This window comes from Streptomyces sp. NPDC056734 (assembly GCF_042790455.1).
Classification (GTDB): domain Bacteria; phylum Actinomycetota; class Actinomycetes; order Streptomycetales; family Streptomycetaceae; genus Streptomyces.
Map to the genome: position 1 here is coordinate 1 of NZ_JBHTZD010000024.1, position 23158 is coordinate 23158.

At 72.7% G+C, this 23158-nt stretch carries 18 protein-coding genes; 6 read left to right on the forward strand and 12 right to left on the reverse strand.

Translation table 11 applies throughout. The features are described 5' to 3' along the window. Window positions 1–396: 396 nt before the first annotated feature. The gene (locus tag ACFRFC_RS30540) at window positions 397–1401 is read right to left on the reverse strand and encodes a stage II sporulation protein M (protein ID WP_382691846.1); all 1005 of its coding nucleotides are present in this window, start codon (window positions 1399–1401) and stop codon (window positions 397–399) included. Window positions 1402–1541: 140 nt separating this feature from the next. Between ACFRFC_RS30540 and ACFRFC_RS30545 the strand changes: the two genes are divergently transcribed. Further along, entirely contained in the window at window positions 1542–2507 is a 966-nt protein-coding gene (locus ACFRFC_RS30545) for an RDD family protein (protein ID WP_382691847.1), read from the forward strand. Window positions 2508–2525: 18 nt separating this feature from the next. On the opposite strand, the gene ACFRFC_RS30550 is transcribed toward ACFRFC_RS30545, so the two are convergent. The 8 genes from ACFRFC_RS30550 to ACFRFC_RS30585 all read right to left on the reverse strand — a co-directional run bounded on the left by ACFRFC_RS30550 (window position 2526) and on the right by ACFRFC_RS30585 (window position 11340). After that, a complete protein-coding gene (locus tag ACFRFC_RS30550) occupies window positions 2526–3164 on the reverse strand; it encodes a hypothetical protein (RefSeq protein ID WP_382691848.1) in 639 nt (212 codons plus the stop codon). 124 nt (window positions 3165–3288) lie between these two features. Continuing rightward, entirely contained in the window at window positions 3289–4746 is a 1458-nt protein-coding gene (ahcY, locus tag ACFRFC_RS30555) for an adenosylhomocysteinase (protein WP_382691849.1), read from the reverse strand. A gap of 448 nt (window positions 4747–5194) precedes the next feature. Further along, window positions 5195–6175: a cation diffusion facilitator family transporter gene (locus ACFRFC_RS30560; RefSeq protein WP_382691850.1), complete on the reverse strand. Its 981-nt coding sequence runs from the start codon at window positions 6173–6175 to the stop codon at window positions 5195–5197. Between the two features lie 129 nt (window positions 6176–6304). Further along, window positions 6305–7456: a mannose-6-phosphate isomerase, class I gene (gene manA / locus ACFRFC_RS30565; RefSeq protein WP_382691851.1), complete on the reverse strand. Its 1152-nt coding sequence runs from the start codon at window positions 7454–7456 to the stop codon at window positions 6305–6307. A gap of 77 nt (window positions 7457–7533) precedes the next feature. Further along, a complete protein-coding gene (locus tag ACFRFC_RS30570; RefSeq protein WP_382691852.1) occupies window positions 7534–8688 on the reverse strand; it encodes an SIS domain-containing protein in 1155 nt (384 codons plus the stop codon). Between the two features lie 45 nt (window positions 8689–8733). Beyond that, window positions 8734–8904 carry a Trm112 family protein gene (locus ACFRFC_RS30575; RefSeq protein WP_382691853.1) on the reverse strand — a complete coding sequence of 57 codons (171 nt, stop codon included), beginning with the start codon at window positions 8902–8904 and terminating at the stop codon, window positions 8734–8736. Window positions 8905–9245: 341 nt separating this feature from the next. Continuing rightward, window positions 9246–10610, reverse strand: a complete 1365-nt coding sequence (locus ACFRFC_RS30580) for a phosphomannomutase/phosphoglucomutase (RefSeq protein ID WP_382691854.1) — start codon at window positions 10608–10610, stop codon at window positions 9246–9248. A gap of 307 nt (window positions 10611–10917) precedes the next feature. Beyond that, entirely contained in the window at window positions 10918–11340 is a 423-nt protein-coding gene (locus ACFRFC_RS30585; RefSeq protein ID WP_382691855.1) for a DUF3499 domain-containing protein, read from the reverse strand. Window positions 11341–11718: 378 nt separating this feature from the next. Here ACFRFC_RS30585 and ACFRFC_RS30590 point away from each other — a divergent pair, with 378 nt between their 5' ends. Beyond that, complete coding sequence (locus tag ACFRFC_RS30590; RefSeq protein WP_382691936.1) at window positions 11719–12165, forward strand: metallopeptidase family protein; 447 nt, start codon at window positions 11719–11721, stop codon at window positions 12163–12165. Window positions 12166–12249: 84 nt separating this feature from the next. Here ACFRFC_RS30590 and ACFRFC_RS30595 read toward each other — a convergent pair whose 3' ends face one another. The 3 genes from ACFRFC_RS30595 to ACFRFC_RS30605 all read right to left on the reverse strand — a co-directional run bounded on the left by ACFRFC_RS30595 (window position 12250) and on the right by ACFRFC_RS30605 (window position 17874). Further along, the gene (locus tag ACFRFC_RS30595) at window positions 12250–13725 is read right to left on the reverse strand and encodes a DUF5719 family protein (RefSeq protein ID WP_383112670.1); all 1476 of its coding nucleotides are present in this window, start codon (window positions 13723–13725) and stop codon (window positions 12250–12252) included. Then, entirely contained in the window at window positions 13722–17405 is a 3684-nt protein-coding gene (locus ACFRFC_RS30600) for a glycosyltransferase family 2 protein (protein WP_382691856.1), read from the reverse strand. The genes ACFRFC_RS30595 and ACFRFC_RS30600 overlap by 4 nt, the downstream gene beginning before the upstream one ends. A gap of 205 nt (window positions 17406–17610) precedes the next feature. After that, a complete protein-coding gene (locus ACFRFC_RS30605; protein ID WP_010986447.1) occupies window positions 17611–17874 on the reverse strand; it encodes a WhiB family transcriptional regulator in 264 nt (87 codons plus the stop codon). 812 nt (window positions 17875–18686) lie between these two features. On the opposite strand from ACFRFC_RS30605, the gene ACFRFC_RS30610 reads away from it, so the two are divergent. The 4 genes from ACFRFC_RS30610 to ACFRFC_RS30625 all read left to right on the forward strand — a co-directional run bounded on the left by ACFRFC_RS30610 (window position 18687) and on the right by ACFRFC_RS30625 (window position 22935). Continuing rightward, window positions 18687–19178, forward strand: coding sequence for a cysteine dioxygenase (locus tag ACFRFC_RS30610; protein WP_382691857.1), 492 nt, complete (start codon window positions 18687–18689; stop codon window positions 19176–19178). 54 nt (window positions 19179–19232) lie between these two features. After that, window positions 19233–20192 (forward strand): 2-phospho-L-lactate transferase, encoded by a 960-nt coding sequence (cofD, locus tag ACFRFC_RS30615; RefSeq protein ID WP_382691858.1) that lies wholly within the window; start codon window positions 19233–19235, stop codon window positions 20190–20192. Between the two features lie 257 nt (window positions 20193–20449). Continuing rightward, entirely contained in the window at window positions 20450–21820 is a 1371-nt protein-coding gene (locus ACFRFC_RS30620) for a coenzyme F420-0:L-glutamate ligase (RefSeq protein WP_382691859.1), read from the forward strand. A 98-nt stretch (window positions 21821–21918) separates the two neighbouring features. Further along, window positions 21919–22935, forward strand: a complete 1017-nt coding sequence (locus tag ACFRFC_RS30625; RefSeq protein WP_382691860.1) for a DNA-3-methyladenine glycosylase family protein — start codon at window positions 21919–21921, stop codon at window positions 22933–22935. The last annotated feature ends 223 nt before the right edge of the window (window positions 22936–23158 follow it).

The window sequence follows — 23158 nt, forward strand, 5'->3', positions numbered from 1 at the left end:
CTTTCCTCCGGGCTTCCCTTCGGTGTCTCCGACTCTATCAGACCTTTTCCCGGTCTGATTTCCTCGGATTCGCTTTCCAGGTTCTCGCTTTCGCGATTCCCTTTCCGGCGGTTCCGACTTTATCAGAGGTTTCCGGCCGGTCCGACCGGCCATCCATTTCCGATTCCATCGGGGGACGCCACATCGAAGTCGAATCTCGAAAGACTGAGGAGACGACTTGAAGAGGCGAGTGGATTCTGATTGTCGCCGACCGGATTGCATCCAGTTCCAGGCAACTGTTCGAATCTACCTCCCCACCGGCGCTGTGTCAACAGCTCCTGCGGGGCGAAGAGGACACTAGCAGCTCAGCGGACCTGTCCGCACATCAGGCCGGTCTCCGCGGGTTGCGGGGTGGCCTCAGGCGGCTGTCGGGACGGTCGCGCTGCGTTCGGCGGCGTCCACGTCGCCCGTGTCGCCGGCGCGGGCCGCACGGCCGCCGAGGACATAGACGTACGCGAGGAAGGCCAACTCGGCGGCGATGCCGATGGTGATGCGGGACCAGGTCGGGAGGCCGGACGGGGTCACGAAACCCTCGATGGCTCCGGAGATGAAAAGGACCAGGGCGAGGCCGATCGCCATGCCCACGGCGGCGCGCCCCTCCTCCGCCAGGGCGGTGCGCCGGGTGCGTGGGCCAGGGTCGATGACGGTCCAGCCGAGGCGCAGGCCGGTGCCTGCGGCGACGAAGACCGCGGTGAGTTCCAGCAGTCCGTGCGGCAGGACCAGGCCGAGGAACGTATCGAGGCGGCCCGCCGAGGACATCAGGCCGAAGCCGACGCCCAGGTTGAGCATGTTCGTGAAGAGGATCCAGAGGACGGGCAGGCCCAGGAAGACGCCCAGGACCAGGCAGAGGGCCGCCGCCTGGGCGTTGTTCGTCCAGACCTGGGCGGCGAAGGAGGCGGCGGGATTGCTGGAGTAGTACGTCTCGTACTCGCCGCCCGGGCGGGTCAGTTCGCGAAGTTCGTCGGGGGCGGCTATGGATGCCTGGACCTCGGGATGGGTGCCGATCCACCAGCCGAGGAGAGCGGCGACCAGGGTGGAGAGCAGGGCGGTGGGGACCCACCAGTGGCGTGATCGGTAGACGGCGGCCGGGAAGCCGTACGTGAGGAAGTCGGTGACATCGCGCCATGAGGCGCGTCGGGTGCCGGTGACGGCGCTACGCGCGCGTGCCACGAGTTGGCTGAGGCGGCCGGTCAGCTGGGGGTCGGGGGCGCTGGACTGGATCAGGGAGAGATGGGTGGCGGTGCGCTGGTACAGGGCGACGAGTTCGTCGGCCTCGGCGCCGGTGAGGCGGCGGCGACGGAGCAGGGTGTCGAGGCGGTCCCATTCCGCTCGATGGGCGGTGACGAAGACGTCGAGGTCCATCGGTTTGCCTGCTCCTCGGCTGTTCTTCTGAGGATCCTGACGGATCCTGGTGGATGTCAGCTTGTCGTACTGCGGCGCTCCGCGTTCTCAGCTTGGCAGACTGATCGTGGTAGATGCGGACCAGGGGAAGGACGACGGGTGTGAGTGAGCTGGTGACCGGGGAGGCGGTGGCGTTGGAGCTGCGCCCGGCGAAGCTGCCGAGCAGGGTGTTGGCCGTGCTGCTCGATCTCGTCGTGGCCTTCACCGCGTATCTCCTGGTGACCGTGGCGCTCACGATCGCCTCCGCCTCCCTGGACGAGGCCGCGCAGATGGCGCTGTCGATCGCGTCCTTCCTGCTGGTGCTGGTGGGCGGGCCGATCGCCGTGGAGACGCTGACCCATGGGCGGTCGCTGGGGAAGATGGCCGTCGGGCTGCGGGTGGTACGGGACGACGGTGGGCCGATCCGGTTCCGGCACGCGCTGGTGCGCGGCGGGATCGGGATGATCGAGATCCTGATGACGTTGGGCGTCATCGCGTGCATCGCCTCGCTGGTGTCCGCGCGCGGGCGGCGGCTCGGGGATGTGTTCGCGGGGACGCTGGTGGTGCGGGAGCGGGTGCCCGCCGCGCCGGCCGGGTTCGTGCCGCCGCCTCCGCCCTGGCTGGCGGGGCGGTTCGCCACGCTGGATCTGTCGGCGGTGCCGGACAGTCTGTGGCTCGCGATACGGCAGTACCTGACGCGGATGCAGCAGTTGGATCCGCAGGTCGGTTGGAGCATGGCCCTGCGTCTGGCCGCGGATGTGGCGGAGCGTACGGGGGCTCCGGCGCCGCAGGGTGTGCAGCCGGCCGCGTATCTGGCGGCGGTGCTTCAGGAGCGGCAGGTCCGGGAGATGCGGCGGGCCTCGGCGAGTGGGGCGGCGGCGGGAGGAATTCAGGCCGGAGGGCGGCCGGGGGTGCCGGTATCGGGGATGCCGGTACCCGGGGTGCCCGTGCCTGGGGTGCCGGTGCCTGGGGTGCCGGTGCCTGGGGTGACTGGGTACGCGCCTACGCCTGGATCTCCGTCGGTGCCCGGTCAGGGGGACGCCTCGCCCGCCGAACAGCCGTCCACCGGGTTCGCGCCCCCGGCGTAGGGCGCCGGGGGCCGCCTGTCACCCGGATCCCGTTTCTCCGTCGAACGTCGACGGCGGTGACTCCAGGTCCTCCAGCTCGATCCCGGGTGCCGCGAGCACCACGTCCCCGGCGATGTGCACGGTGTGTTGTTCGCCGGTGTCCAGGGCTGTGACCTGGTATTCGTCCACGCTCAGGGGGGCGTTGTCAGTGGCGTGTGCTTCTCTTTTCAGCAAGGCCCAGGACTGGTCCACGGTGCGGGGGGCGAGGACCGGATGCGTGAAGTCGACCAGGCGGACACGGGTCGCGGCCGCGGAGGAGGAAGGGGTGAGGCGCAGGAGACGGGCGGTGGCGATGAGGAACGCGGGGGACGTGCCGGTGAAGGCGTGGGCGCGCACATTGCCTTCGGTGGCATGGGTGCCGGTGGGGTCCGTACGGACCCAGGTGACGCCGTCGAGGGCGGCGCCGCGCACCTGCCAGCTCGCGGCGTGCAGTTCGAGGCGGAGGGGACGGCCGAGGGCGTCGAGGGTGAGGTCGACGGAGCCCAGGTGGTCGCCCGAGGGGGCGGTCAGCTGGGAGACGTAGCGCCAGCCGGAGGGGCCGGGGGCGCAGTGGAAGTGTTCTTGTGCGAAGGGGGTCTGATCGTGCGGATCGAGGAGCGAATAACGGCCGCGGGGCATGGGGGTCCTGGGGTGTGAGGACGGGCCGACCGGGCGAACCGGATCGGCCGGACCGGCCAAAGGGACAGGCCCCCGACACGGGGGTGCGGGGGCCTGTCCTGGAGGTTGCTGCGGAGCGCCGGGCTCAGTAGCGGTAGTGGTCCGACTTGTACGGGCCCTCGACCTTCACGCCGATGTAGTCGGCCTGCTCCGGGCGGAGCGTGGTGAGGCGCACGCCCAGGGCGTCCAGGTGGAGGCGGGCGACCTTCTCGTCGAGGTGCTTGGGCAGCGTGTACACGCCGGTCGGGTACTCGTCGGGCTTGGTGAACAGCTCGATCTGGGCCAGGGTCTGGTCCGCGAAGGAGTTGGACATCACGAACGACGGGTGACCGGTGGCGTTGCCCAGGTTCAGCAGGCGGCCCTCGGACAGCACGATGAGGACCTTGCCCTCGGGGAACTTCCAGGTGTGGACCTGCGGCTTGACCTCGTCCTTGACGATGCCCGGGATCTTCGCGAGGCCGGCCATGTCGATCTCGTTGTCGAAGTGGCCGATGTTGCCGACGATCGCCTGGTGCTTCATCTTGGCCATGTCCGCGGCCATGATGATGTCCTTGTTGCCGGTCGTGGTGATGAAGATGTCGGCCGTCTCGACGACGTCTTCCAGGGTGGCGACCTGATAGCCGTCCATCGCCGCCTGGAGCGCGCAGATCGGGTCGATCTCGGTGACGATCACGCGGGCGCCCTGTCCGCGCAGGGACTCCGCACAGCCCTTGCCCACGTCGCCGTAGCCACACACGACCGCGGTCTTGCCGCCGATCAGGACGTCGGTGGCGCGGTTGATGCCGTCGATCAGGGAGTGGCGGCAGCCGTACTTGTTGTCGAACTTCGACTTGGTGACGGCGTCGTTGACGTTGATCGCCGGGAACAGGAGGGTGCCGTCGCGGTGCATCTCGTACAGGCGGTGGACGCCGGTCGTGGTCTCCTCGGTGACACCGCGGATCTCGGAGGCGAGCTGGGTCCACTTCTGGGGGCTCTCGCCCACGGTGCGGGTCAGCAGCTCCAGGATGACGCGGTGCTCGTCGGACTCGGCGGTGTCGGGCGAGGGGACCTTGCCGTCCTTCTCGTACTCGACGCCGTTGTGGACGAGGAGAGTGGCGTCGCCGCCGTCGTCCAGGATCATGTTCGGGCCGCCGGTGGGGGTGTTCGGCCAGGTCAGCGCCTGCTCCGTGCACCACCAGTACTCTTCGAGGGTCTCGCCCTTCCAGGCGAAGACGGGGATGCCCTGGGGGTTGTCGGGGGTACCGTCGGGGCCCACGGCGATCGCGGCGGCGGCGTGGTCCTGCGTGGAGAAGATGTTGCAGGAGGCCCAGCGGACCTGCGCGCCCAGGGCGGCGAGGGTCTCGATCAGGACCGCGGTCTGCACGGTCATGTGCAGCGAGCCGGTGATGCGGGCGCCTGCCAGCGGCTGCGCCGCGGCGTACTCCTTGCGGATCGCCATCAGGCCGGGCATCTCGTGCTCGGCGAGGGTGATCTCCTTGCGGCCGAAGACGGCCAGGGAGAGGTCGGCGACCTTGAAGTCCTGTCGGTTGTCGACAGTCGTCATTGCGGGCTGCTCCTCGGGATCGGGTTCGAGGTGGGTACGGCTGGTCTGCGCGGCGGCGGACACAGGGGTGCCCGGGAAGGACACAGGGCACAGGGCACAGTCGTGCCCGCGTGGCGCGCAGCGCAGTCCGTCGGAGGCCCTCTCTCCCTCGGCCGGTCCGCGAACGGACCGCCCGACCGCCATCAGCAGCGACGTCTGGCTCCGTCCCAAGCTACACCGGACGGCCCGGCCGTCCCCAGTCCGCCCGCGAAGAGTTCGCACCGTTCCGGTGGGGATCCTCACCTCCCGGGGCGCGAAAAGGCGGCTCGATGGCGAGGGTGGGGCCCGGGACGAGGAGAGTGTGTGTGATCCGGCGGATGGCCGGGATGTTGGCCGGAACCGGGTGGGTCACGGCCGTCGAGGTGCTGGTCGCCACCGCGCGGTGGCGGGAGGGGTGAGGGGGCGGGCGTCAGTGGTCGGTGCCGTTGTGGGTCGGGCCGCCCGGGGCCGCCTCGGGGTCGGGGCCCTTGGTGGCCTCGGTCTCGCTGTAGACGTCGGGTTCGAGGTAGATGACGCGCGCGATCGGGACGGCCTCGCGGATGCGGGCCTCGGCGGCGTCGATGGCGTCGGCGATCTCGGTGGCGGTGTCGTCGTGCTGGACGGCGATCTTGGCGGCGACCAGGAGTTCCTCGGGGCCGAGGTGGAGCGTGCGCATGTGGATGATGCGGGTGACGGTGTCGCCGTCGACGATCGCGGCCTCGATCTTCTTGACCTCGTTCAGGCCGGCGGCCTCGCCGAGCAGCAGGGACTTGGTCTCGGCGGCGAGGACGATGGCGATCAGGATGAGCAGGACGCCGATGCAGAGGGTGCCGATGCCGTCCCAGATGCCGTCGCCGGTCAGCAGGGCGATGCCGACGCCGCCGAGGGCGAGGAACAGGCCCACGAGCGCGCCGAGGTCCTCCAGCAGCACGACCGGCAGTTCGGGTGCCTTGGCGTGACGGACGAACTCCGTCCAGGACTGCTGGCCGCGCAGGGCGTTGGACTCCTTGATCGCCGTACGGAAGGAGAAGGTCTCGGCGATGATCGCGAAGACGAGGACGCCGACCGGCCAGTACCAGTTCTCGATCGCGTGCGGGTGCTGGATCTTCTCGTAGCCCTCGTAGATGGCGAACATGCCGCCGACGGAGAAGAGGACGATCGAGACGAGGAAGGCGTAGATGTAGCGCTCGCGGCCGTAGCCGAAGGGGTGTTGCGGGGTCGCCTCGCGCTGGGCGCGTTTACCGCCGAGCAGGAGCAGACCCTGGTTGCCGGAGTCGGCGAGGGAGTGCACCGATTCGGCGAGCATCGAGGACGAGCCGCTGAAGACGAACGCCACGAACTTCGCTACCGCGATCGAGAGGTTGGCGACCAGTGCCGCCACGATCGCCTTGGTGCCGCCTGACGCGCTCATGTGGTCCGCGTGGTCCCTTCGTACGTACGCCGTCGTCCCGGGCGGTGCCGGTGCGCCGCCGGGGCGCCATTGTTGCAGTCCGCCACGGCGTTGGGGCCCCGGTCGGCCACTTCCCTCACTCGGGTGTGCTCAGGCCACGACCGTCGCCCGGAACAACGTGCCCGAGCCGGACACTTCGGTCTGCTCGCCCGCCGGGACGAAGACGGAACCGCCGGGTGTCAGTTCCTCGTCGCCCGCGCGGACCGTGCCCGCGGTGCAGAGCAGGATCTGTGGGGTGGCGCGGGTGAGGTCGTGGGCGGCGCCGCCCTCGGGCAGGACGTAGCGGGAGAGGCGGAACTCGTCGATGGGGGTCGTGTAGACCTCCTCGCCGTCCGCGTCGGCCTCCGGGCGCAGTACGCCGGGGTCGGTCGGCTCGAAGCGGACGATGCGCAGGAGTTCGGGGACGTCGACGTGCTTGGGGGTGAGGCCGCAGCGCAGCACGTTGTCGGAGTTGGCCATGATCTCGACGCCGAGGCCGCTCAGATACGCGTGCGGGATGCCGGCGCCGAGGTAGAGGGCCTCGCCGGGCTGGAGGCGGACGTGGTGGAGCAGCATCGCGGCGAGTACGCCGGGGTCGCCGGGGTAGTGGTGGGCGATGTCGGCGTAGGGGGCGTAGTCGCCGCCTATGCGGTCGCAGGCGGCGGCGGTCTCGGTGACCGTACGGGCCATGTCGTCGCGGTCGGCGGTCAGTACGGCGGTGAGGACCTCGCGCAGGGCCGCGTCCCCGGGGTGGGCGCGCAGGGTGTCGGCGTAGGGCTTGAGGGAGGCGACGCCGAGGCCGTCGAGCAGGGCGGCGGCCTCCTTCGGGTCGCGGAAGCCGCACAGGCCGTCAAGCTCGGTGAGCGCGCAGATGAGTTCGGGCTTGTGGCTGGCGTCCTTGTAGTTGCGGTACGGGGCGTCGATCGGGACGCCGCGGCGTTCCTCGTCCGCGTAGCCCTCCTCGGCCTGCGCGGGGTCGGGGTGGACCTGGAGGGAGAGGGGGGCGCCGGCGGCGAGCAGCTTGAGGAGGAAGGGCAGTCGGGGGCCGAACTTCGCGACGGCGGCGGCGCCCAGCTCCCGCTCGGGGGCGGCGTCGATCACCTCGGCCAGCGTGCCGCGCTCGGTGCGTGAGGGGGCGCCGGGGTGGGCGCCCATCCACATCTCCGCCTGCGGCTCACCGGTCGGCTCGGTGCCGAGCAGGTGCGGGATGGCGGTGGTGGAACCCCAGGCGTAGGGGCGGACGGTGTTGTCGAGGCGGTCCATCGGTTCTCTCTGCGGTTCTGACTGGGGCTGTGGGTGGGTGGTGAGGTGTGGATGGTGGGGTGTGGGTGGTGCGGGGGTCAGTGCTGTGCCGGTCCAGCTGATGCCCCCGAGGCGAGGGCCAGGTAAACGGCGGCGAAATCCGTCATGGCGATCAGTTCGGCGAGGGTCTCCAGTTCGCCGCCGGGCTCGGGCTCCAGCTCGCTGATCGGCGTGTCGTGGCTGAGGGCCAGTTCACGGGCGGCGGGGGCGGCGGTGAGACCGCCGGTCGGGCGGTCCCTGAGGAGCACCACGCGCGCGTGCAGCGCGGGAGGCTCGTCCACGCGGTCGCGGAAGAAGTCGTCGGGGTCGGCGCCGGCGGCGAGCCGGCCGGCCAGCAGGGCGCTGTGCGCGGCGAGCGCCTCGGGGAGTTCGGCGACGAGGGCGGGGCGGCCGGAGAGTTCGGCGAGCGCGCCCGCGAAGCGGCGGCCGGCCGGGCCCGCGGAGGTGCCCTCGGTCCAGATCACCGGGAGCGAGTCGGCGAGTTCGGCGGCGAGGGTCTTGGCCGGGTTGCTGTAGGTGACGATGGCGGGGCCGCAGCGCTCGGCGATGTGGTCGAGCCGGCCGGCGACCCTCTCCAGGGCGTCGGGGGGTGCGGAGAGCAGGCCGATGCGGTCCAGGAGGGCCAGGAGCGGGGTGAGCAGGGCCCACAGCACGCCGGGGGCGGACGCGGCGAGTTCCTCGGGCTCGTCCTGTTCGTACGGGGCCGTCGCCATCGGGACGAACAGGCCGTGCACGGCGGCGACCGACTCGGCGAGGGGGGTGCGGGCGGGGGCCACGGCGACGACCGTGCAGCCGCGGCGGTAGGCCTGGTCGATGAGGAGGGCGAGGCCGGGTTCGGTGCCGTCGGGGGTGGCGATGAGGAGCAGGTCGAGATTGCCGCTCCAGCCGGGCAGCTCCCAGCGCAGGGCGCCGGCGACGGGGGCGACGCCGGTGGGGGTCAGGCGGATGACGGGGCTGCCGGGGCCGGCGAGGGTGCCGAGGAGGTCGGCGGCGCAGAGCGCGGCGGCGCCGGGGCCGGCGATCAGGACGGCGCGGGGGCGGCCGTCGGGCTTGAGCAGGGTGACGCCCGCCTCGGCGGCGTACCGGGCCGCGGTGCGGACTCGGGCGCCGGCCTCGGCGGCGCCGCGCAGGAGGCCGCGGGGGTCGGATTGCGCGAGGGCCTCGGGGGTGTCTAGCAGCGACTCGTCGAGCATGCGGGCGGTCTCCGATCGCCGGGGTCCGATGGCCTTGGGGGTTGGTTACGCCGGGCGGCGGGCCTCGTCCACGAGGAGGACGGGGATGCCGTCGCGGACCGGGTAGGCGAGACCGCAGTCCTGGGACGTGCAGATCAGCTCGGGGTCCTGCTCCTTGAGGGGGGCGTGGCAGGCGGGGCAGGCGAGGATCTCCAGGAGGCCGGCTTCGAGGGGCATGTCGTTCCTTCGGGGTGAGGTTCGGCCGGTGGCACGTGATGCCTGGTCAGGGTACCGCCGTGGGGTGGGTGGGGGGTGGGGTTGACTGCCGTCGGGTTGGCGGGGCATGCGGGGGGGGTGAGGTGAGCCGGGGTTCGGGTGCGCGGCGTGAGGGCTGGGCGGGGGTGGGATTCGCTCGCCCGCGCTTGCGGGGTGCCGCTGCGCCCACCCGTGCCGCCCCAGCGGCACGACTGCCCGCAGCTAGGGCGGAGGAGGTGCCGCGCACCCCGCGACCCCGCGACCCGGCGACACGACTGCCGCGGCTGTGGCGGATGCCCCGCGCCCCCGGCGGTCGGCGGCCTTCAGTCTCTGATGATGGACAGGGCCTCGTCGCGGATCGTTGTCATTGTCGCCTTGTCCCTCGCTTCCGCGTTGAGGCGCAGGAGGGGTTCCGTGTTGGAGGGGCGGACGTTGAACCACCAGTCGGCGCTGGAGATGGTGAGGCCGTCCAGGTCGTCGAGGGTGACGCCCTCGCGGCCCTCGTACGCGGAGCGGATCGCGGCGAGGCGGCCCTGCTGGTCGTCGACGGTGGAGTTGATCTCGCCGGATCCGGCATAGCGGTCGTACTGGGCGACCAGCGCGGACAGCGGACCGTCCTGGCCGCCGAGGGCGGCGAGGACGTGGAGCGCGGCCAGCATGCCCGTATCCGCGTTCCAGAAGTCCTTGAAGTAGTAGTGGGCGGAGTGCTCGCCGCCGAAGATCGCGCCGGACTTCGCCATCTCGGCCTTGATGAAGGAGTGGCCGACGCGCGTGCGCACGGGTGTGCCGCCGTTCTCCTTCACGACCTCGGGGACCGTCCAGGACGTGATCAGGTTGTGGATGACCGTGCCCGTGCCGCCGTGCCTGGCCAGTTCGCGCGCCGCGACCAGGGCGGTGACCGCGGACGGCGAGACCGGGTCGCCGCTCTCGTCGACGACGAAGCAGCGGTCGGCGTCGCCGTCGAAGGCGATGCCCAGGTCGGCGTCCTCGGCGCGCACCCGCTCCTGGAGGTCCACGATGTTCGCCGGGTCGAGGGGGTTGGCCTCGTGGTTGGGGAAGGTGCCGTCCAGCTCGAAGTACATCGGCACCAGGGTCAGGGGCAGGCCCTCGAAGACCGTCGGGACGGTGTGACCGCCCATGCCGTTGCCCGCGTCGACCACGACCTTCAGGGGGCGGATGGCGGTCAGGTCGACCAGGGAGCGGAGGTACGCCGCGTAGTCCTTCAACGTGTCCCGCCGGGTGATCGTTCCCGCCGTGGGCGCGGCCTCGGGGGCGCCTGTCTCGGTCCAGCCCTCGACCAGTGCGCGGATCTCCGCGAGGCCGGTGTCCTGGCCGACGGGGGCGGCGCCCGCGCGGCACATCTTGATGCCGTTGTACTGGGCGGGGTTGTGCGAGGCCGTGAACATCGCGCCCGGCAGGTCCAGCGCGCCCGAGGCGTAGTACAGCTGGTCCGTGGAGCACAGGCCGATCTCGGTGACGTCGACCCCGAGGGCCGCCGCGCCGCGCGCGAAGGCGCGTGACAGGCCGGGGGACGAAGGCCGCATGTCGTGCCCGATCACGATCGCTTCCGCGTCCGTCACCCGGGCGAAGGCGGCCCCGAACAGTTCGGCCAGCGTCTCGTCCCACTGGTCCGGGACCACTCCGCGTACGTCGTACGCCTTGACGATCTGCGACAGATCAGCAGTCACGGCCAACCCTCCTGAAGTCCTACTCGGTCACCCAAAGCTACCTGCCCCCGCCGACAGCGCGCCTCGCGGACCCGGAGGCCGCCGAAAGTGAGCGGCCGACCGGGGCTCCGACGCGCGCCTTCGCCATCGCCGTGAACTGCCCGAGGGGCGTCGCCTGTCCGGACGGGTTCATGACATAGATGAGCGCCCCGCACGGAGATGCCGGTCAGGATCGCGAACAGCAACTCGCGTACGGTCGCGGGCCGTTCCCGTAACCGCCACGCGCGCGTGCGCGTCGGCGGGCGGGGGAACGGGCGGGAAGGCGGGGTCAGTTGTCCGGTGAGCGCAGGACCCGTAGATGGCCGCGGCGGGCGACCTCCATCGGGTCGGCTCCGCGTGAACCGCCGGCCGTCCGCGCGGCGCGCTCCTGCGGACGGGCCGCCTCGCGCACGGCGTTGGCGAGCGCCTCCAGGTCGTCGCCGCTGGGACGGGCCGGGGCGGAGCCGTCCAGCAGCCGGACGACCTCCCAGCCGCGCGGGGCGGTCAGGCGCTCGGAATGCTCGGCACACAGGTCGTAGCAGTGGGGTTCGGCGTAGGTCGCGAGCGGGCCGAGGACCGCGGTCGAATCGGCATAGACGTACGTCAGCGTCGCTACGGCAGGACGGCCGCAAGCGGTGCGCGAACAGCGACGTACAGGGCTCACGACGTTGGACGGTACCGCACTCTTGAGCGGGCCGCGACGACTCTCCACCAGGTCACTCCACCGTGTCGTGTTGCGAAACGTCCCCCGGGCCACCTCAGTCATACCCCGCTGACCTGCGTGGACATGCGCGGGGGTGGGAGGCGGTGGGATCGGGTGCGGTCAGGGCCTGGTACAAACACCGTCATTTGCCTCGTGATCGGCGGTCCGGGAGAGATACGGAATCGAGCTGAACCTTGGCCGGAATGGTCATCCGACGACATGCCGTACGGGTCGCTCACGCAGGTTGACCCGGCGGCCGGGCGGGTGGCGGCGGGCCGTGCGGGGGTCGGGGCGCAGGTCGGGGGCGGGTACGGGGCTGAGCCGTGGGGGTCCGGGCCGCGCGGAGGTCCGGCGGGCGGGGTGCGCGGGGACTACCCTTCACCAGTGATGGACAACCCCGTACCGCCCTCTGCCGCCGGCCCCGGGCCCCGCCGTCGTGATCGTCATGGGCGGGGCATGCGAGGGCCGATCGCGCCGCCGCAGGTGCCGCTGGCGGCGAGCCGCGCCGACGCCTTCGCCGATCTGGTGCAGGACTCCGTCGAGCGGCTGGAGCGGCGCTGGCCGCAGCTCGCCGACATCGATTTCCTGGTGCTCGAGGTGCCACGGCTGGACGACGACGGGCGCTGGAACGACGAGGCCGTGCCCCTGGGGCGGACCGTGCCGGCCCGGGACGGGCAGCCCGCGCGCGTGGTGATCTACCGGCGGCCGGTGGAGATCCGTACCAAGGCGCGTGAGGAGCGGGCGGCGCTGGTCCACGAGGTGGTGGTGGAGCAGGTCGCCGAGCTGCTGGGCCTCACTCCGGAGACGGTCGATCCCCGGTACGGGGAAGACTGAGGCTCGTGGTGCCGGGGCCCGCCTTCTCGGCGCCCGCGAAGGCGGCCCCTGCTCCGGTGGCTCCTGCTGTGCCTGCTCCCGCGGCTACTCCTGTAGCACCGACAGGTCCTGCTCCGCCTCCGGCACGGCGACCCTGCCCCGGTCGTCCGGCAGGACCTGCGTCGTGAACGCCGGGACGTCGTCCTGGGCCGCTTCCAGGGTTCTGGAGGCGTAGAGGGGGCCGCCGGACGTGGGCTCGACGGTCAGGGCGTAGGTGCCCTTCAGCCCCTCGGGGAGCGGGAGTTCGACGCTCTGGGTCGTGCCCGCCTTGATCGTGTACGACTTCGACACGGGCTCGCCCCCCTCCGTGCCCGCCGACGCCGTGACCTCGACCTCGGTGGTGGTCGTGGGGGCGGTCAGGGCGAGGGTCGTGCCCTTCTCGGTGTTGCCGACGGCCGTCGCCCGGGTGTCCACCGCGCGGGCCGCCGGGATGAACGACGTCTCCTGGTCGTCGCCCTCGCCGCGGATGACCCGCAGGGCCGCGACGACCGGTACGGAGCCGCCGCTCGGGGAGAGGACCAGGGAGCCGGGCTCGCCCTTGGTGACGTCGGCGAGGTCGACCGCGGTGGTCATACCCGCCTTGACGTGCAGCGTCTCATGGCCGACCGGGGTGATCAGGCCGTTCGGGCCGGCCAGGCGAAGGGTCAGGTCGGCGTCGGTGTCGCCGGGCGAGTAGGCGATCAGGCGGACGTCGGTGGCGTCCTGGGGGATGCCCGGCAGGACCAGGGTGTCCGCCGGGTCGGCGGACGCCGTCAGCCAGTCGCCGCCCAGCTTGTCGTCCAGTGCCTGCACGGCCGCGCCGACCCGTCCGCTGCGGACGTTGACGCGCACGGTGAGGTCGTCCTCCTCGGCGTCGGTGAGCGTGGACAGCAGGATCGGCTCACTGGCGTGCGGCTTGACGGTGATGTCGGAGCCGACCTCGGACTCCAGCGCGCCGTCCGTGCCGTACAGCTCGATGTCCACGACGGCCGCGGAGTCCTCGGCGTTGGTCAGATGGACGTAGTCGGTGCGGTCGGTGGCGGTGCTGGCGCCGGGGAACCAGAAGTCGGTGTCCGGCGTGACGCAGCTGAGGCCCTGGAGGCCGCGTCCGGTGCCCGCGGTGACCTCGGTGGTCTGCTGCACGGTCCAGCCGGGCGCGAAGCGGCCCTCGGCGATGCCCGCCAGCGCGGGCGCGTCGGCGCCCGACTCATCGGCGGTGACGGGTGTGCCGGGCTCCTTCTGCGGGAGCGCGGACTCCTCCGCCTTCTCCCCCTCGTCCGGTGTTCCGGTGGCGGGCAGCAGGTCGGCCTGGCCGCCGTCGTCGGTGCCCTCGGTGACCGGGGTGAAGGCCGAGTACGTCGTCTCGGCCAGGTCGGAGGTGCTGGGCGCCGGGCAGACCAGGCTGGTGCGCTCGACGGGCAGGGTGGCCGCGGACCCGGCCGGGTCCGCGGCGGAGGCGTCCGGTACGGAGACGGACGCGAAGCCGGTGAGCGCGGCGAGCGCGGCCACGCCGGCGATCAGGGACACGGTGGTGCGCTTCACTGCTGGCTCCCGTCGGTGCCGCGGCCGTGCGGGTCGTGCTGCCGGGCGGGGTCGTACGAGGGGTCGTAGCCCTGGGGGTGGGCGGTCGGGTCGTACGGCTGCTGCTGGGGCTGGCCGCCATAGCCGTACGGGTCGTACTGGCCGCCCTGGTAGGGGTCCTGGGCCGGGTGGTCCTGGCCGTAGCCGCCCGCCGGGTACTGCTGCGGGGGCGCGCTCTGGTACTGGTCGCCGCCGTAGCCGCCGTACTGGTTGCCCTGGTGGCCGGACTGGGCCCACTGGGCGTCGTACGCCTGCTGCTGCGGGACGGCGGCGACCGGGGCCGGTTCCGGGGCCGGGAACTGCTCCGGGGCGGGTACGGGCGGCTCGGCGGGGGCCTGCTCCTCGGCGCGGTCGCGCAGGCGGCGGGCGCGGCGGCCCTCGCCCTCGACGGCCTGTGCGGGGATCGCGGGCTCCTCGGTGTCGGGCAGGTCGTCGTCGATGTCGCGGCGGCGGCCGGGCAGGGCGAGCACGACCAGCACGAGGGCGAGCGCGCCCTGGGCCCACAGCCAGGCGGTGTGGGTCAGGGGGGCGTCATAGGTGACGTCCAGGCGGCCCCCGGTGGCGGGGAGTTCGAAGCCCTGGGCCCAGCCGTCGACGGTGGTGGGGGTGAGCGGCTCGCCGTCCAGGGTCGCGGTCCAGCCCTCGGCGGCGGTGTCGGCGAGGCGCAGGACGCGGCCGTCGGCGCCCTCGGGGACGTCGGTGTGGATCTCGACGGGGCCGGAGGCCACGGCCAGGGTCTCGCCGCCGTCGGCGGGGACGATCGCCGCGCGGGAGACCTGCTGGTCGACCTGCCACAGGGCGCTGCCGTCGTCCTGCTGGCTGAGGCGGCTCAGGCCCGGGGTGGCGTCCAGGACGCGGCTGACCTCGCGCGGGGCGCCGGGGTGGACCAGGACGTAGCGGACGGCGAAGCCGCCGAGCTGCTCGGCCTGGTCGGCGCCGGAACCGGCGACGAGGTTGGCGACGACCTTGTCCAGTCGCGCGTTGTCCCCGTCGGCGGCGGCGAGTTCGGCGTCGCCCAGGCGGGCGCCGGAGCCGCGGACCAGGGAGTAGCTCACGTGTGCGGTGGTCTCGCTGCCCAGGACGAGGGTACGGGCCTGGTCGGTGCTGCCGCTCTCCTCGGCGACGAACGCGGGCACCTGGACGGGGTCGCGGCGCTCCAGGGGGCCGTCGGCGCCGCGGATCATCCATCCGGCGGCGAGCAGCAGCGGGCCCGCGGCGGAGGCGAAGGCGATCAGCACGGCGACGGGCTGGCGCCAGCCGAAGCTCTGTTCGGCGACGCGCGAGCGGGCGCCGTCGGCGCCGAGCAGGGCAGCGGCGAGCAGGGCGAGGCCGTAGACGAGGGTGGCGGGGCCGGCCCAGGCGGAGGCGTTGGACAGGGCCGCGAAGAACAGGCCGACCAGGGCGACGGCCCAGGCGGCGAGGATGCCGGAGCGGCGCTCGGAGCGCAGCAGGGCGGCGAGGGCGGCCAGCACGATGCCGATGAGCATCGGCCCGCCGACCGTCCCGGAGCCGCCCGGTCCGGCGGCGAGCAGGTCGAGCGCGCTCGCGGCGGAGCTGCCGTACTCAAGGCCGGCTTCGGTGAAGAAGCCGAACGGCAGCAAGGACAGCGACCAGGGGGCGAGGACCAGGAGCGGGGTGCCGAGCTGGGCGAGGAAGCGGGGCGCGTAGGCGGTGAGTTCGGTGCGGCGCACGGCGAGCAGGGCGACGCCGAGGATCAGCGCGAGGGGCCACACGATCGGCGTGAACGCCATGGTGAGGGTCAGCACCAGCGCGTACGCCCAGGTGGCGCGCCAGCTGCCGCGGGCGCCCGCGAGGCCGGCGGCGGAGACGGCCGCGCGGGCGAGCAGCGGGAGCAGGACGGCGAGTACGGCGGTGCCGATCCGGCCGCCGGCGAGGGCGCCGGTGGTGGCGGGCAGGAAGGCGTAGACGACGGCCGCCCAGGCGCGCAGGAGCCTGGATTGGACCAGCGGGCGGGAGACGAAGTAGGCGGTGACGCCGGCCAGGGGCACCGAGCAGACCAGCAGCGCGGTGACGGCGAGCGAGGTGGAGCCGAACAGGAGGGTGCCGAGCGCGGCGACGAGCGCGAGGTAGGGCGGGGCGGCGGCGGTGCCGCCCGCGCCGACCGGGTGCCAGGCGTCGAGATAGCGCGCCCACAGCTCGCCGGAGTCGGCGGGGGCGGGCAGCAGGGCGCCGCCCACGAGGGAGCCGCCGCCCAGCAACTGGCGGCAGGCGATCAGCGAGGCGAGCAGCAGCACCAGGAAGAGCATCGGGCCGGGGTTGCGGGCGAGCCGCTTGAGCCGGGCGAACTGCTCGATCTCCAGGAAGTCGGCGTCGTCGTCGCCGGGGCCCGACTCGACCGCGCCGCCGTGCCGTCCTGCGCCGCCCGTGGTCTCGGTCTCGGCGTCGCCGGAGAGGCTGCCCGCGGCCTGCTCGACGGTGGCGCGGAGGGTGGCGCCGGGGGGCGGGAAGAGGCCGCGCAGTTCGGTCTTGTCGATCCGGGGGCGGCCGCGGGTGCGCCGCGCGGCGATGATCCGCTCGGGGCGCAGCAGGGTGCCCAGCAGGCCGCGGATCTCGTCGACGGCCTGTCCGGGGACCTTGCCGACGAGGTAGGCGAGGGTGCGCAGGAGTGTGCCGAGGACCAGGCGCAGCAGGATCCAGGGCAGCACCGCCGTACGGGAGTTGACGAGCAGGGTGTAGACGGCGCCGGCCTTGTCGACCTTGTGCGGGGAGGCGGCGGTGCGGCCCACGCAGTCGACGGCGCGGCGCTCGCGGGAGGCGGCCTCGGCGTGTCGTACGACCGCCTCGGGGGCGATCAGGACGCGGTGGCCCGCGGTGTGCGCGCGCCAGCACAGGTCGACGTCGTCGCGCATCAGGGGCAGGCGGCGGTCGAAGCCGCCGAGCTGTTCGTAGACGTCGCGGCGGACGAGCATGCCGGCGGTGGACACCGACAGGACCGTACGCACGTGGTCGTGCTGGCCCTGGTCCTGTTCGCGGCGGTCCAGGCCGGTCCAGCGGCGGCCGGAGTGGGCGATGGTGACGCCGACTTCGAGGAGCTGGCGGCGGTCGTACCAGCCGCGCAGTTTGGGGCCCACGACGGCCACGTCGTCGCGGCCCAGCTCCATCTCGTCGTCCACGACGCGCAGGAGCTGGGCGAGGGCGTCGGGTTCGGGGGCGCAGTCGTCGTGCAGCAGCCACAGCCACTGGACGGGCTCGCCGTGCGGCAGCTCGGGCAGGTCGTAGGCGTCGTCGCGCCAGGAGCGGGTGACCGGGTCCCAGCCGCTGGGCCGCTTCAGGTAGGGCAGTTCCTCGGGGGTGAGGACGGGGGCGGTGCGGTGGGCCTCCTCGACGGCCTGGCCGAAGCCGGTGCGGCGGGCGAGGTGGAGCACCCGGTCGGGGCCGAGGGTCTCGGTGACCAGCCGTGCGGAGTCGTCGGCGCTGCCGGTGTCGGCGGCCATGACGGACTGCACGGGGCGCTCCTGGCCGAGCAGCCCGGCGAGCGCGTCGGGCAGCCAGCGGGCGCCGTCGTGCGAGACGAGCACCGCGGTCACGATGTGGCGCGGGAACTCGGGCTGACGGGCCGGGTCAAACACTGCGGTGGCGGCCGGGTCGTGCTGGGCCGCCGGGTGGCTGTGCGCGGACATCGAGGTACGGGCCCCGGTTCGGTGGACTGCGGTGGACACCCGCGCCCGGTGGGGGCGCCGGGGTGTCTCGGACGAGCGCCCACACTATCGGCTGACCATGACCGCGGCCCGCCGCCTGTGGATAACCCACCCGCGACGGGCCGTTCGTATCGTGTTCGATCAGTTGGGGGTCCGTCGGGACGGCCGGCCGGTGTGCTTCCCGGCGTCAGATCGCCGCCTTCTTCAGGCGGCGGCGCTCGCGCTCGGACAGGCCGCCCCAGATGCCGAAGCGTTCGTCGTTGGCGAGGGCGTATTCGAGGCATTCGGAGCGGACCTCACAGGCGAGGCAGACCTTCTTGGCCTCGCGGGTGGAGCCGCCCTTCTCGGGGAAGAAGGACTCGGGATCGGTCTGGGCGCACAGCGCGCGCTCCTGCCAGCCGAGTTCCTCGTCCGCGTCGTCGACCAGCAGTTGCTGCACCAGCTCGGTCATGTGCGCCCCTCGTCTGTCTTTCGCGTCCCCGTGATGCGGCCGTCACCGATTTCCGGGTGAACGACACGAGTGAAATTACAAGTGTGCTGCTCCGGGCGAGTCAAGCCGAGATCTGCTATTGGGCCCCTTATTCACTCTGCGGAACCAAGGCCGTGCGGAAAGTGTTCAAATCGGCATAAACCTCGACACGCAGAGGAGACCCCCGAGGACCCCGACCCACACAGGACCTCCACACACATCCCCACGGCCTTCCGTCGGCCGTCCGCAGACGGCTGAACGGACGCCCGCGCGGACGCCTGTACGGACACCTACGGACACCTGTACGGAGAAGGACGCCCCTCGGTTCGATCTCGTTCCGGCACGCGCGCGGAAGCGAACCGGATCACATTCGGATCACGGGATCACGGATCGCCACCCGGCCGACGCGCCCGGATGATCCGCCATGTGTCCCGGTCACGGCATGAACAAACCTTTCGGCAGCCAGATGAACCGGATGAGGTGAAACCCGTCCCGCATCCCGGGCGCCGAGTTGACAGTGGAGGTGTGAACCGCTGTCCTTGTGGGCATGCTCGCGAACTTGGCGCCCACCTCGACCCGCTCCGCCGGGTCCTCCGGTGCTGCCCTCGCTCGTCGCACCTGTTGTCGCTGTTCCGGCTGTTGAGCCCAACGCGCTCCGGCTGTTCCTGAGTCGACCTCGACTCGGCTGCTTGTTTCCCCCCGCCCGCACCCGGGCACTCCTGGCGCCCGTGATCCGGGCGGACGGTCCGTGACATCCAGCCCCCCACACTCACGCCGAGGAACCACCCCACCCCATGAACAGCGACAGCGACCTCCAGATCGCCGGCGACATCCTCGAGGTCCCGCATCTGCTCCAGGCGCCCCGCGAGCACCCGGCCACCGTGGCCGAGTTCGCGGGTCTCGCGCGCGCGATCGCGGCCGACCGCGCCGAGTGGGAGCACCTGGTGCGCTACGACGCCACCAGCCGCTGGTACCACCGGCTGCGCACCGGGCCCGGTTACGAGGTGTGGCTGCTGTCCTGGGTGCCGGGGCAGGGCAGCGGGCCGCACGACCACGGGCCGTCGTCCGGGGTGCTGACGGTTCTGTCCGGCTCCTTGACCGAACACACGCGCGGCACCACCCGGGCGCTGGGCGCCGGGGCGCAGAAGGTGTTCGCGCCGGGCTACGCGCACGAGGTGGTCAACGACACCCTCGACCCCGCGGTGAGCCTGCACATCTACTACCCCGGCCTGACCGAGATGCCGATGCACGGCCGCTGCTGCACGGGGCTGGCCCGGGTCTCCTGACCGTCCGGTGACCGCTCCGGCCGATTGTCAGTGCCGCCTGCAACACTTTCCTCCATGCGCATTGTGGTTCTGGCAGGCGGTATCGGCGGTGCCCGGTTCCTGCGTGGCCTGAAGCGGGCCGCGCCGGACGCGGACATCACGGTCATCGGCAACACCGGCGACGACATCCATCTCTTCGGACTGAAGGTCTGCCCGGACCTCGACACGGTGATGTACACGCTCGGCGGCGGTATCAACGAGGAGCAGGGCTGGGGGCGGGCCGAGGAGACCTTCCATCTCAAGGAGGAGCTGGGGGCGTACGGGGCGGGGCCGGAGTGGTTCGGGCTGGGCGACCGTGATTTCGCCACGCACATCGTGCGGACCCAGATGCTGGGGGCGGGCTATCCGCTCAGCGCGGTCACCGAGGCGCTGTGCGACCGGTGGCAGCCGGGGGTGCGGCTGATCCCGATGTCCGACGACCGGGTCGAGACCCATGTCGCCGTCGAGCTGGACGGCGAGCGCCGGGCGGTCCACTTCCAGGAGTACTGGGTACGGCTGCGGGCGTCCGTCCCGGCCGAGGCGATCGTCCCGGTCGGCGCCGAGCAGGCCAAGCCGGCGCCGGGGGTCCTGGAGGCCATCGGCGAGGCCGACGTCATTCTCTTCCCGCCGTCCAATCCGGTCGTCTCCGTCGGCACCATCCTGGCCGTGCCCGGCATCCGTGAGGCGATCGCCGAGGCCGGGGTGCCGGTGATCGGGCTGTCCCCGATCGTCGGGGACGCGCCGGTGCGCGGTATGGCCGACAAGGTGCTGGCCGCGGTGGGCGTGGAGTCCACGGCGGCGGCGGTCGCCGAGCACTACGGCTCGGGGCTGCTGGACGGCTGGCTGGTGGACACCGTGGACGCGGGGGCGGTGGAGCGGGTGGAGGCGGCGGGCATCCGGTGCCGGGCCGTGCCGCTGATGATGACCGACGTGACGGCCGCCGCGCGGATGGCGGGCGAGGCGCTGGGGCTGGCGGAAGAGGTGCGGGGGGTATGAGCGGGGGCTTGGCGGGGGCGGCTGGGGGGTTGGGGTCGGGTTCGGGGGCGGATACGGGTTCGGGGGCGGATACGGGGGTGGGATCCGGGTTGGGGTCTGGATCCGGGTCCGGTTCGGGGTCGGGGTCGGCTTGGGGTTCCGGATCTGGTTCGGGATCGGGACTGGGCTCCGGGTCGGGTTCCGGACCCGTACCGGATTCCGGATCGGGTTCGAGATCCGGATCGGGTTCCGGACCGGGACCGGGTTCCGGATCGGGTTTGGGACCGGGTTCCGGACCGGGACCGGCATCCGGATCGGGTTCGAGCCCCGGTTCCGGACCGGGACCGGGGCCGGGTGATGGGTTTCGGGTCTGGGCTGTGGGTGGGGTGCCTGAGGTGCAGCCGGGGGACGATCTGGCGAAGCTGATCGCCGCGGCCTCGCCCGGTCTGGTCGACGGGGATGTGCTGCTGGTCACCTCGAAGATCGTGTCCAAGGCGGAGGGCCGGATCGTGCAGGCGGCCGACCGGGAGGCCGCGATCGACGCCGAGACCGTGCGGGTGGTGGCCCGGCGCGGTCCGCTCAGGATCGTCGAGAACCGGCAGGGCCTGGTGATGGCCGCCGCCGGCGTGGACGCCTCCAACACGCCCCCCGGGACGGTGCTGCTGCTGCCCGAGGACCCGGACGCCTCCGCGCGGGCGATCCGCGACGGGCTGCGGGACGCGCTGGGGGTCACGGTCGGGGTGATCGTCACGGACACCTTCGGGCGGCCGTGGCGCATGGGGCTCACGGATGTCGCGATCGGCGCCGCCGGGGTGCGGGTACTGGACGATCTGCGCGGCGGGACGGACTCGTACGGCAATCCGCTCGCCTCGACCATCGTGTCCACCGCCGATGAACTCGCGGCGGCCGGTGATCTGGTCAAGGGCAAGGCCGCCGGGCTGCCGGTGGCGGTGGTGCGCGGGCTCGCCCATGTCGTCGCCGAGGACGACGGCGAGGGGGCACGCGCGCTGGTGCGTGAGCCGCGGGACGACATGTTCCGGCTGGGCACCTCGGAGGCGGTGCGGGAGGCGGTGACCCAGCGGCGTACGATCCGCGCCTTCAGCGACGAGCCGGTGGACCCGGGGGCGGTACGGCGGGCGGTGGCCGCGGCGGTCACGGCGCCCGCGCCGCATCACACCACGCCGTGGCGGTTCGTGCTGCTGGAGTCCGCCGGGGCCAGGGCCGCGCTGCTGGACGCCATGCGCGAGGCGTGGATCGCGGATCTGCGGCGGGACGGCAAGAGCGAGGAGTCCATCGCCCGGCGGGTGCGGCGCGGGGACGTGCTGCGCAACGCGCCCTATCTGGTCGTGCCGTGTCTGGTCATGGACGGCTCGCACAGTTACGGGGACGCGCGGCGGGACGGGGCCGAGCGGGAGATGTTCGTCGTCGCCACCGGGGCCGGCGTCCAGAATCTGCTGGTCGCGCTGGCCGGGGAGCGGTTGGGGTCGGCGTGGGTGTCCTCGACGATGTTCTGCCGGCATGTGGTGCGGCGGGTGCTGGAGCTGCCGGAGCACTGGGATCCGATGGGGGCGGTCGCGGTGGGGCATCCGGCGGAGGAGCCCAAGGCTCGGGCCGTGCGGGAGGCCGGGGGGTTCATCGAGGTGCGGTGAGGGGTGATGGGGGTGGGTGGGGGTGGGGGTGGTGATGATGGGGGTGGGGGCGGTGTTGGCGCGTTTCAATGGACTGTGAGTTTCGAGGGAATTTAGTCGTGGCTGGACGTTTCGCTCCTCGGCCCACGCGTGCGGTGGTGCGCGGCGGGGAGGCCGGCGTGCCCGGTGGGGTGGCGCGAGGTGCTCGGGCGGGGCGGGTGCGGACGTGGGTTCCCGGGGGGCCGGTGGATCTGGGGCTGGTGCTCGGGCCGTTGCGGCGAGGGCCCGGGGATCCGACGTTCCGGGCGTTGCCGGACGGGTCGGTGTGGCGGGCCTGCCGGACGCCGGGTGGGGCCGGGACGCTGCGGGTGTCCCTCCGGGACGGGGTCGTGCGGGGGGAGGCGTGGGGGCCGGGGGGTGAGTGGCTGCTGGAGCGGTTGCCCGAGCTGATGGGGGCCGCGGACGATCCGTCGGCGTTCGCACCTCGGCATCGGGTGGTGGCCATGGCGCGGCATCGGCGGCCGGGGTTGCGTCTGACGCGGACCGGGCTGGTGATGGAGTCGTTGATTCCGTCGATTCTGGAGCAGAAGGTCACGACGGTCGAGGCGTATCGGGCGTGGCGGTTGCTGGTGCGGAGGTTCGGGGAGCCTGCGCCGGGGGCCGGGCCTGCGGCCGGGGTGGTGCCGGGTGGGCTCTGGGTGATGCCGGACGCTCGGACGTGGGCGTTGATTCCGTCGTGGGAGTGGCATCGGGCCGGGGTGGACGACAAGCGGGCGTCGACGATTCTGCGGGCCGTGCGGGTCGCTGCGCGGCTTGAGGAGGGGGTGGGGATGTCCGCCGGGCGGGCTCGGGGACGGCTTGAGGTGGTGCCGGGGGTGGGGCCGTGGACCTCGGCGGAGACGGTGCAGCGTAGTCATGGGGCGGCGGATGCGGTGACCGTGGGGGATCTGCATCTGCCGGGGATCGTGGGGTTTGCGCTTGCGGGGGATCGGTATGCGGATGACGCGGAGATGTTGCGGTTGCTGGAGCCTTATGCGGGGCAGCGGCATCGGGCTGCGCGGTTGATTTTGTTGAGTGGGAGGGTGCCGGGGCGGCGGGCTCCTCGGATGCCGGTTCGGGATATCGGGGGGTTGTGAGGGTGCGGGGGGTGCGTGCGGGGGGGTTGGGGATGTTGCCCGGCGTTGTGCGGGTGAGCGGGGTGGGGGTGCGGGGCGGGGCGGGGCGCGAACCGGCGCTGGCCGGGTGCCGCTGCGCCCACCCGTGCCGCCCCAGCGGCACGACTGCCCGCAGCTGAGGCGGGGCGACTGCCCGCAGCTGAGGCTGGGCGGCTGTCCGCAGCTGAGGCTGGGCGGCTGTCCG

What these genes read in the sequence shown, in the direction of transcription:
- ACFRFC_RS30540 (WP_382691846.1), bottom strand. Translation starts at nt 1,401, where the DNA reads ATGGACCTCGACGTCTTCGTCACCGCCCATCGAGCGGAATGGGACCGC.
- ACFRFC_RS30550 (WP_382691848.1), bottom strand. Translation starts at nt 3,164, where the DNA reads ATGCCCCGCGGCCGTTATTCGCTCCTCGATCCGCACGATCAGACCCCC.
- ahcY (WP_382691849.1), bottom strand. Translation starts at nt 4,746, where the DNA reads ATGACGACTGTCGACAACCGACAGGACTTCAAGGTCGCCGACCTCTCC.
- ACFRFC_RS30560 (WP_382691850.1), bottom strand. Translation starts at nt 6,175, where the DNA reads ATGAGCGCGTCAGGCGGCACCAAGGCGATCGTGGCGGCACTGGTCGCC.
- manA (WP_382691851.1), bottom strand. Translation starts at nt 7,456, where the DNA reads ATGGACCGCCTCGACAACACCGTCCGCCCCTACGCCTGGGGTTCCACC.
- ACFRFC_RS30570 (WP_382691852.1), bottom strand. Translation starts at nt 8,688, where the DNA reads ATGCTCGACGAGTCGCTGCTAGACACCCCCGAGGCCCTCGCGCAATCC.
- ACFRFC_RS30575 (WP_382691853.1), bottom strand. Translation starts at nt 8,904, where the DNA reads ATGCCCCTCGAAGCCGGCCTCCTGGAGATCCTCGCCTGCCCCGCCTGC.
- ACFRFC_RS30590 (WP_382691936.1), top strand. Translation starts at nt 11,719, where the DNA reads ATGGACAACCCCGTACCGCCCTCTGCCGCCGGCCCCGGGCCCCGCCGT.
- ACFRFC_RS30600 (WP_382691856.1), bottom strand. Translation starts at nt 17,405, where the DNA reads ATGTCCGCGCACAGCCACCCGGCGGCCCAGCACGACCCGGCCGCCACC.
- ACFRFC_RS30605 (WP_010986447.1), bottom strand. Translation starts at nt 17,874, where the DNA reads ATGACCGAGCTGGTGCAGCAACTGCTGGTCGACGACGCGGACGAGGAA.
- ACFRFC_RS30610 (WP_382691857.1), top strand. Translation starts at nt 18,687, where the DNA reads ATGAACAGCGACAGCGACCTCCAGATCGCCGGCGACATCCTCGAGGTC.
- cofD (WP_382691858.1), top strand. Translation starts at nt 19,233, where the DNA reads ATGCGCATTGTGGTTCTGGCAGGCGGTATCGGCGGTGCCCGGTTCCTG.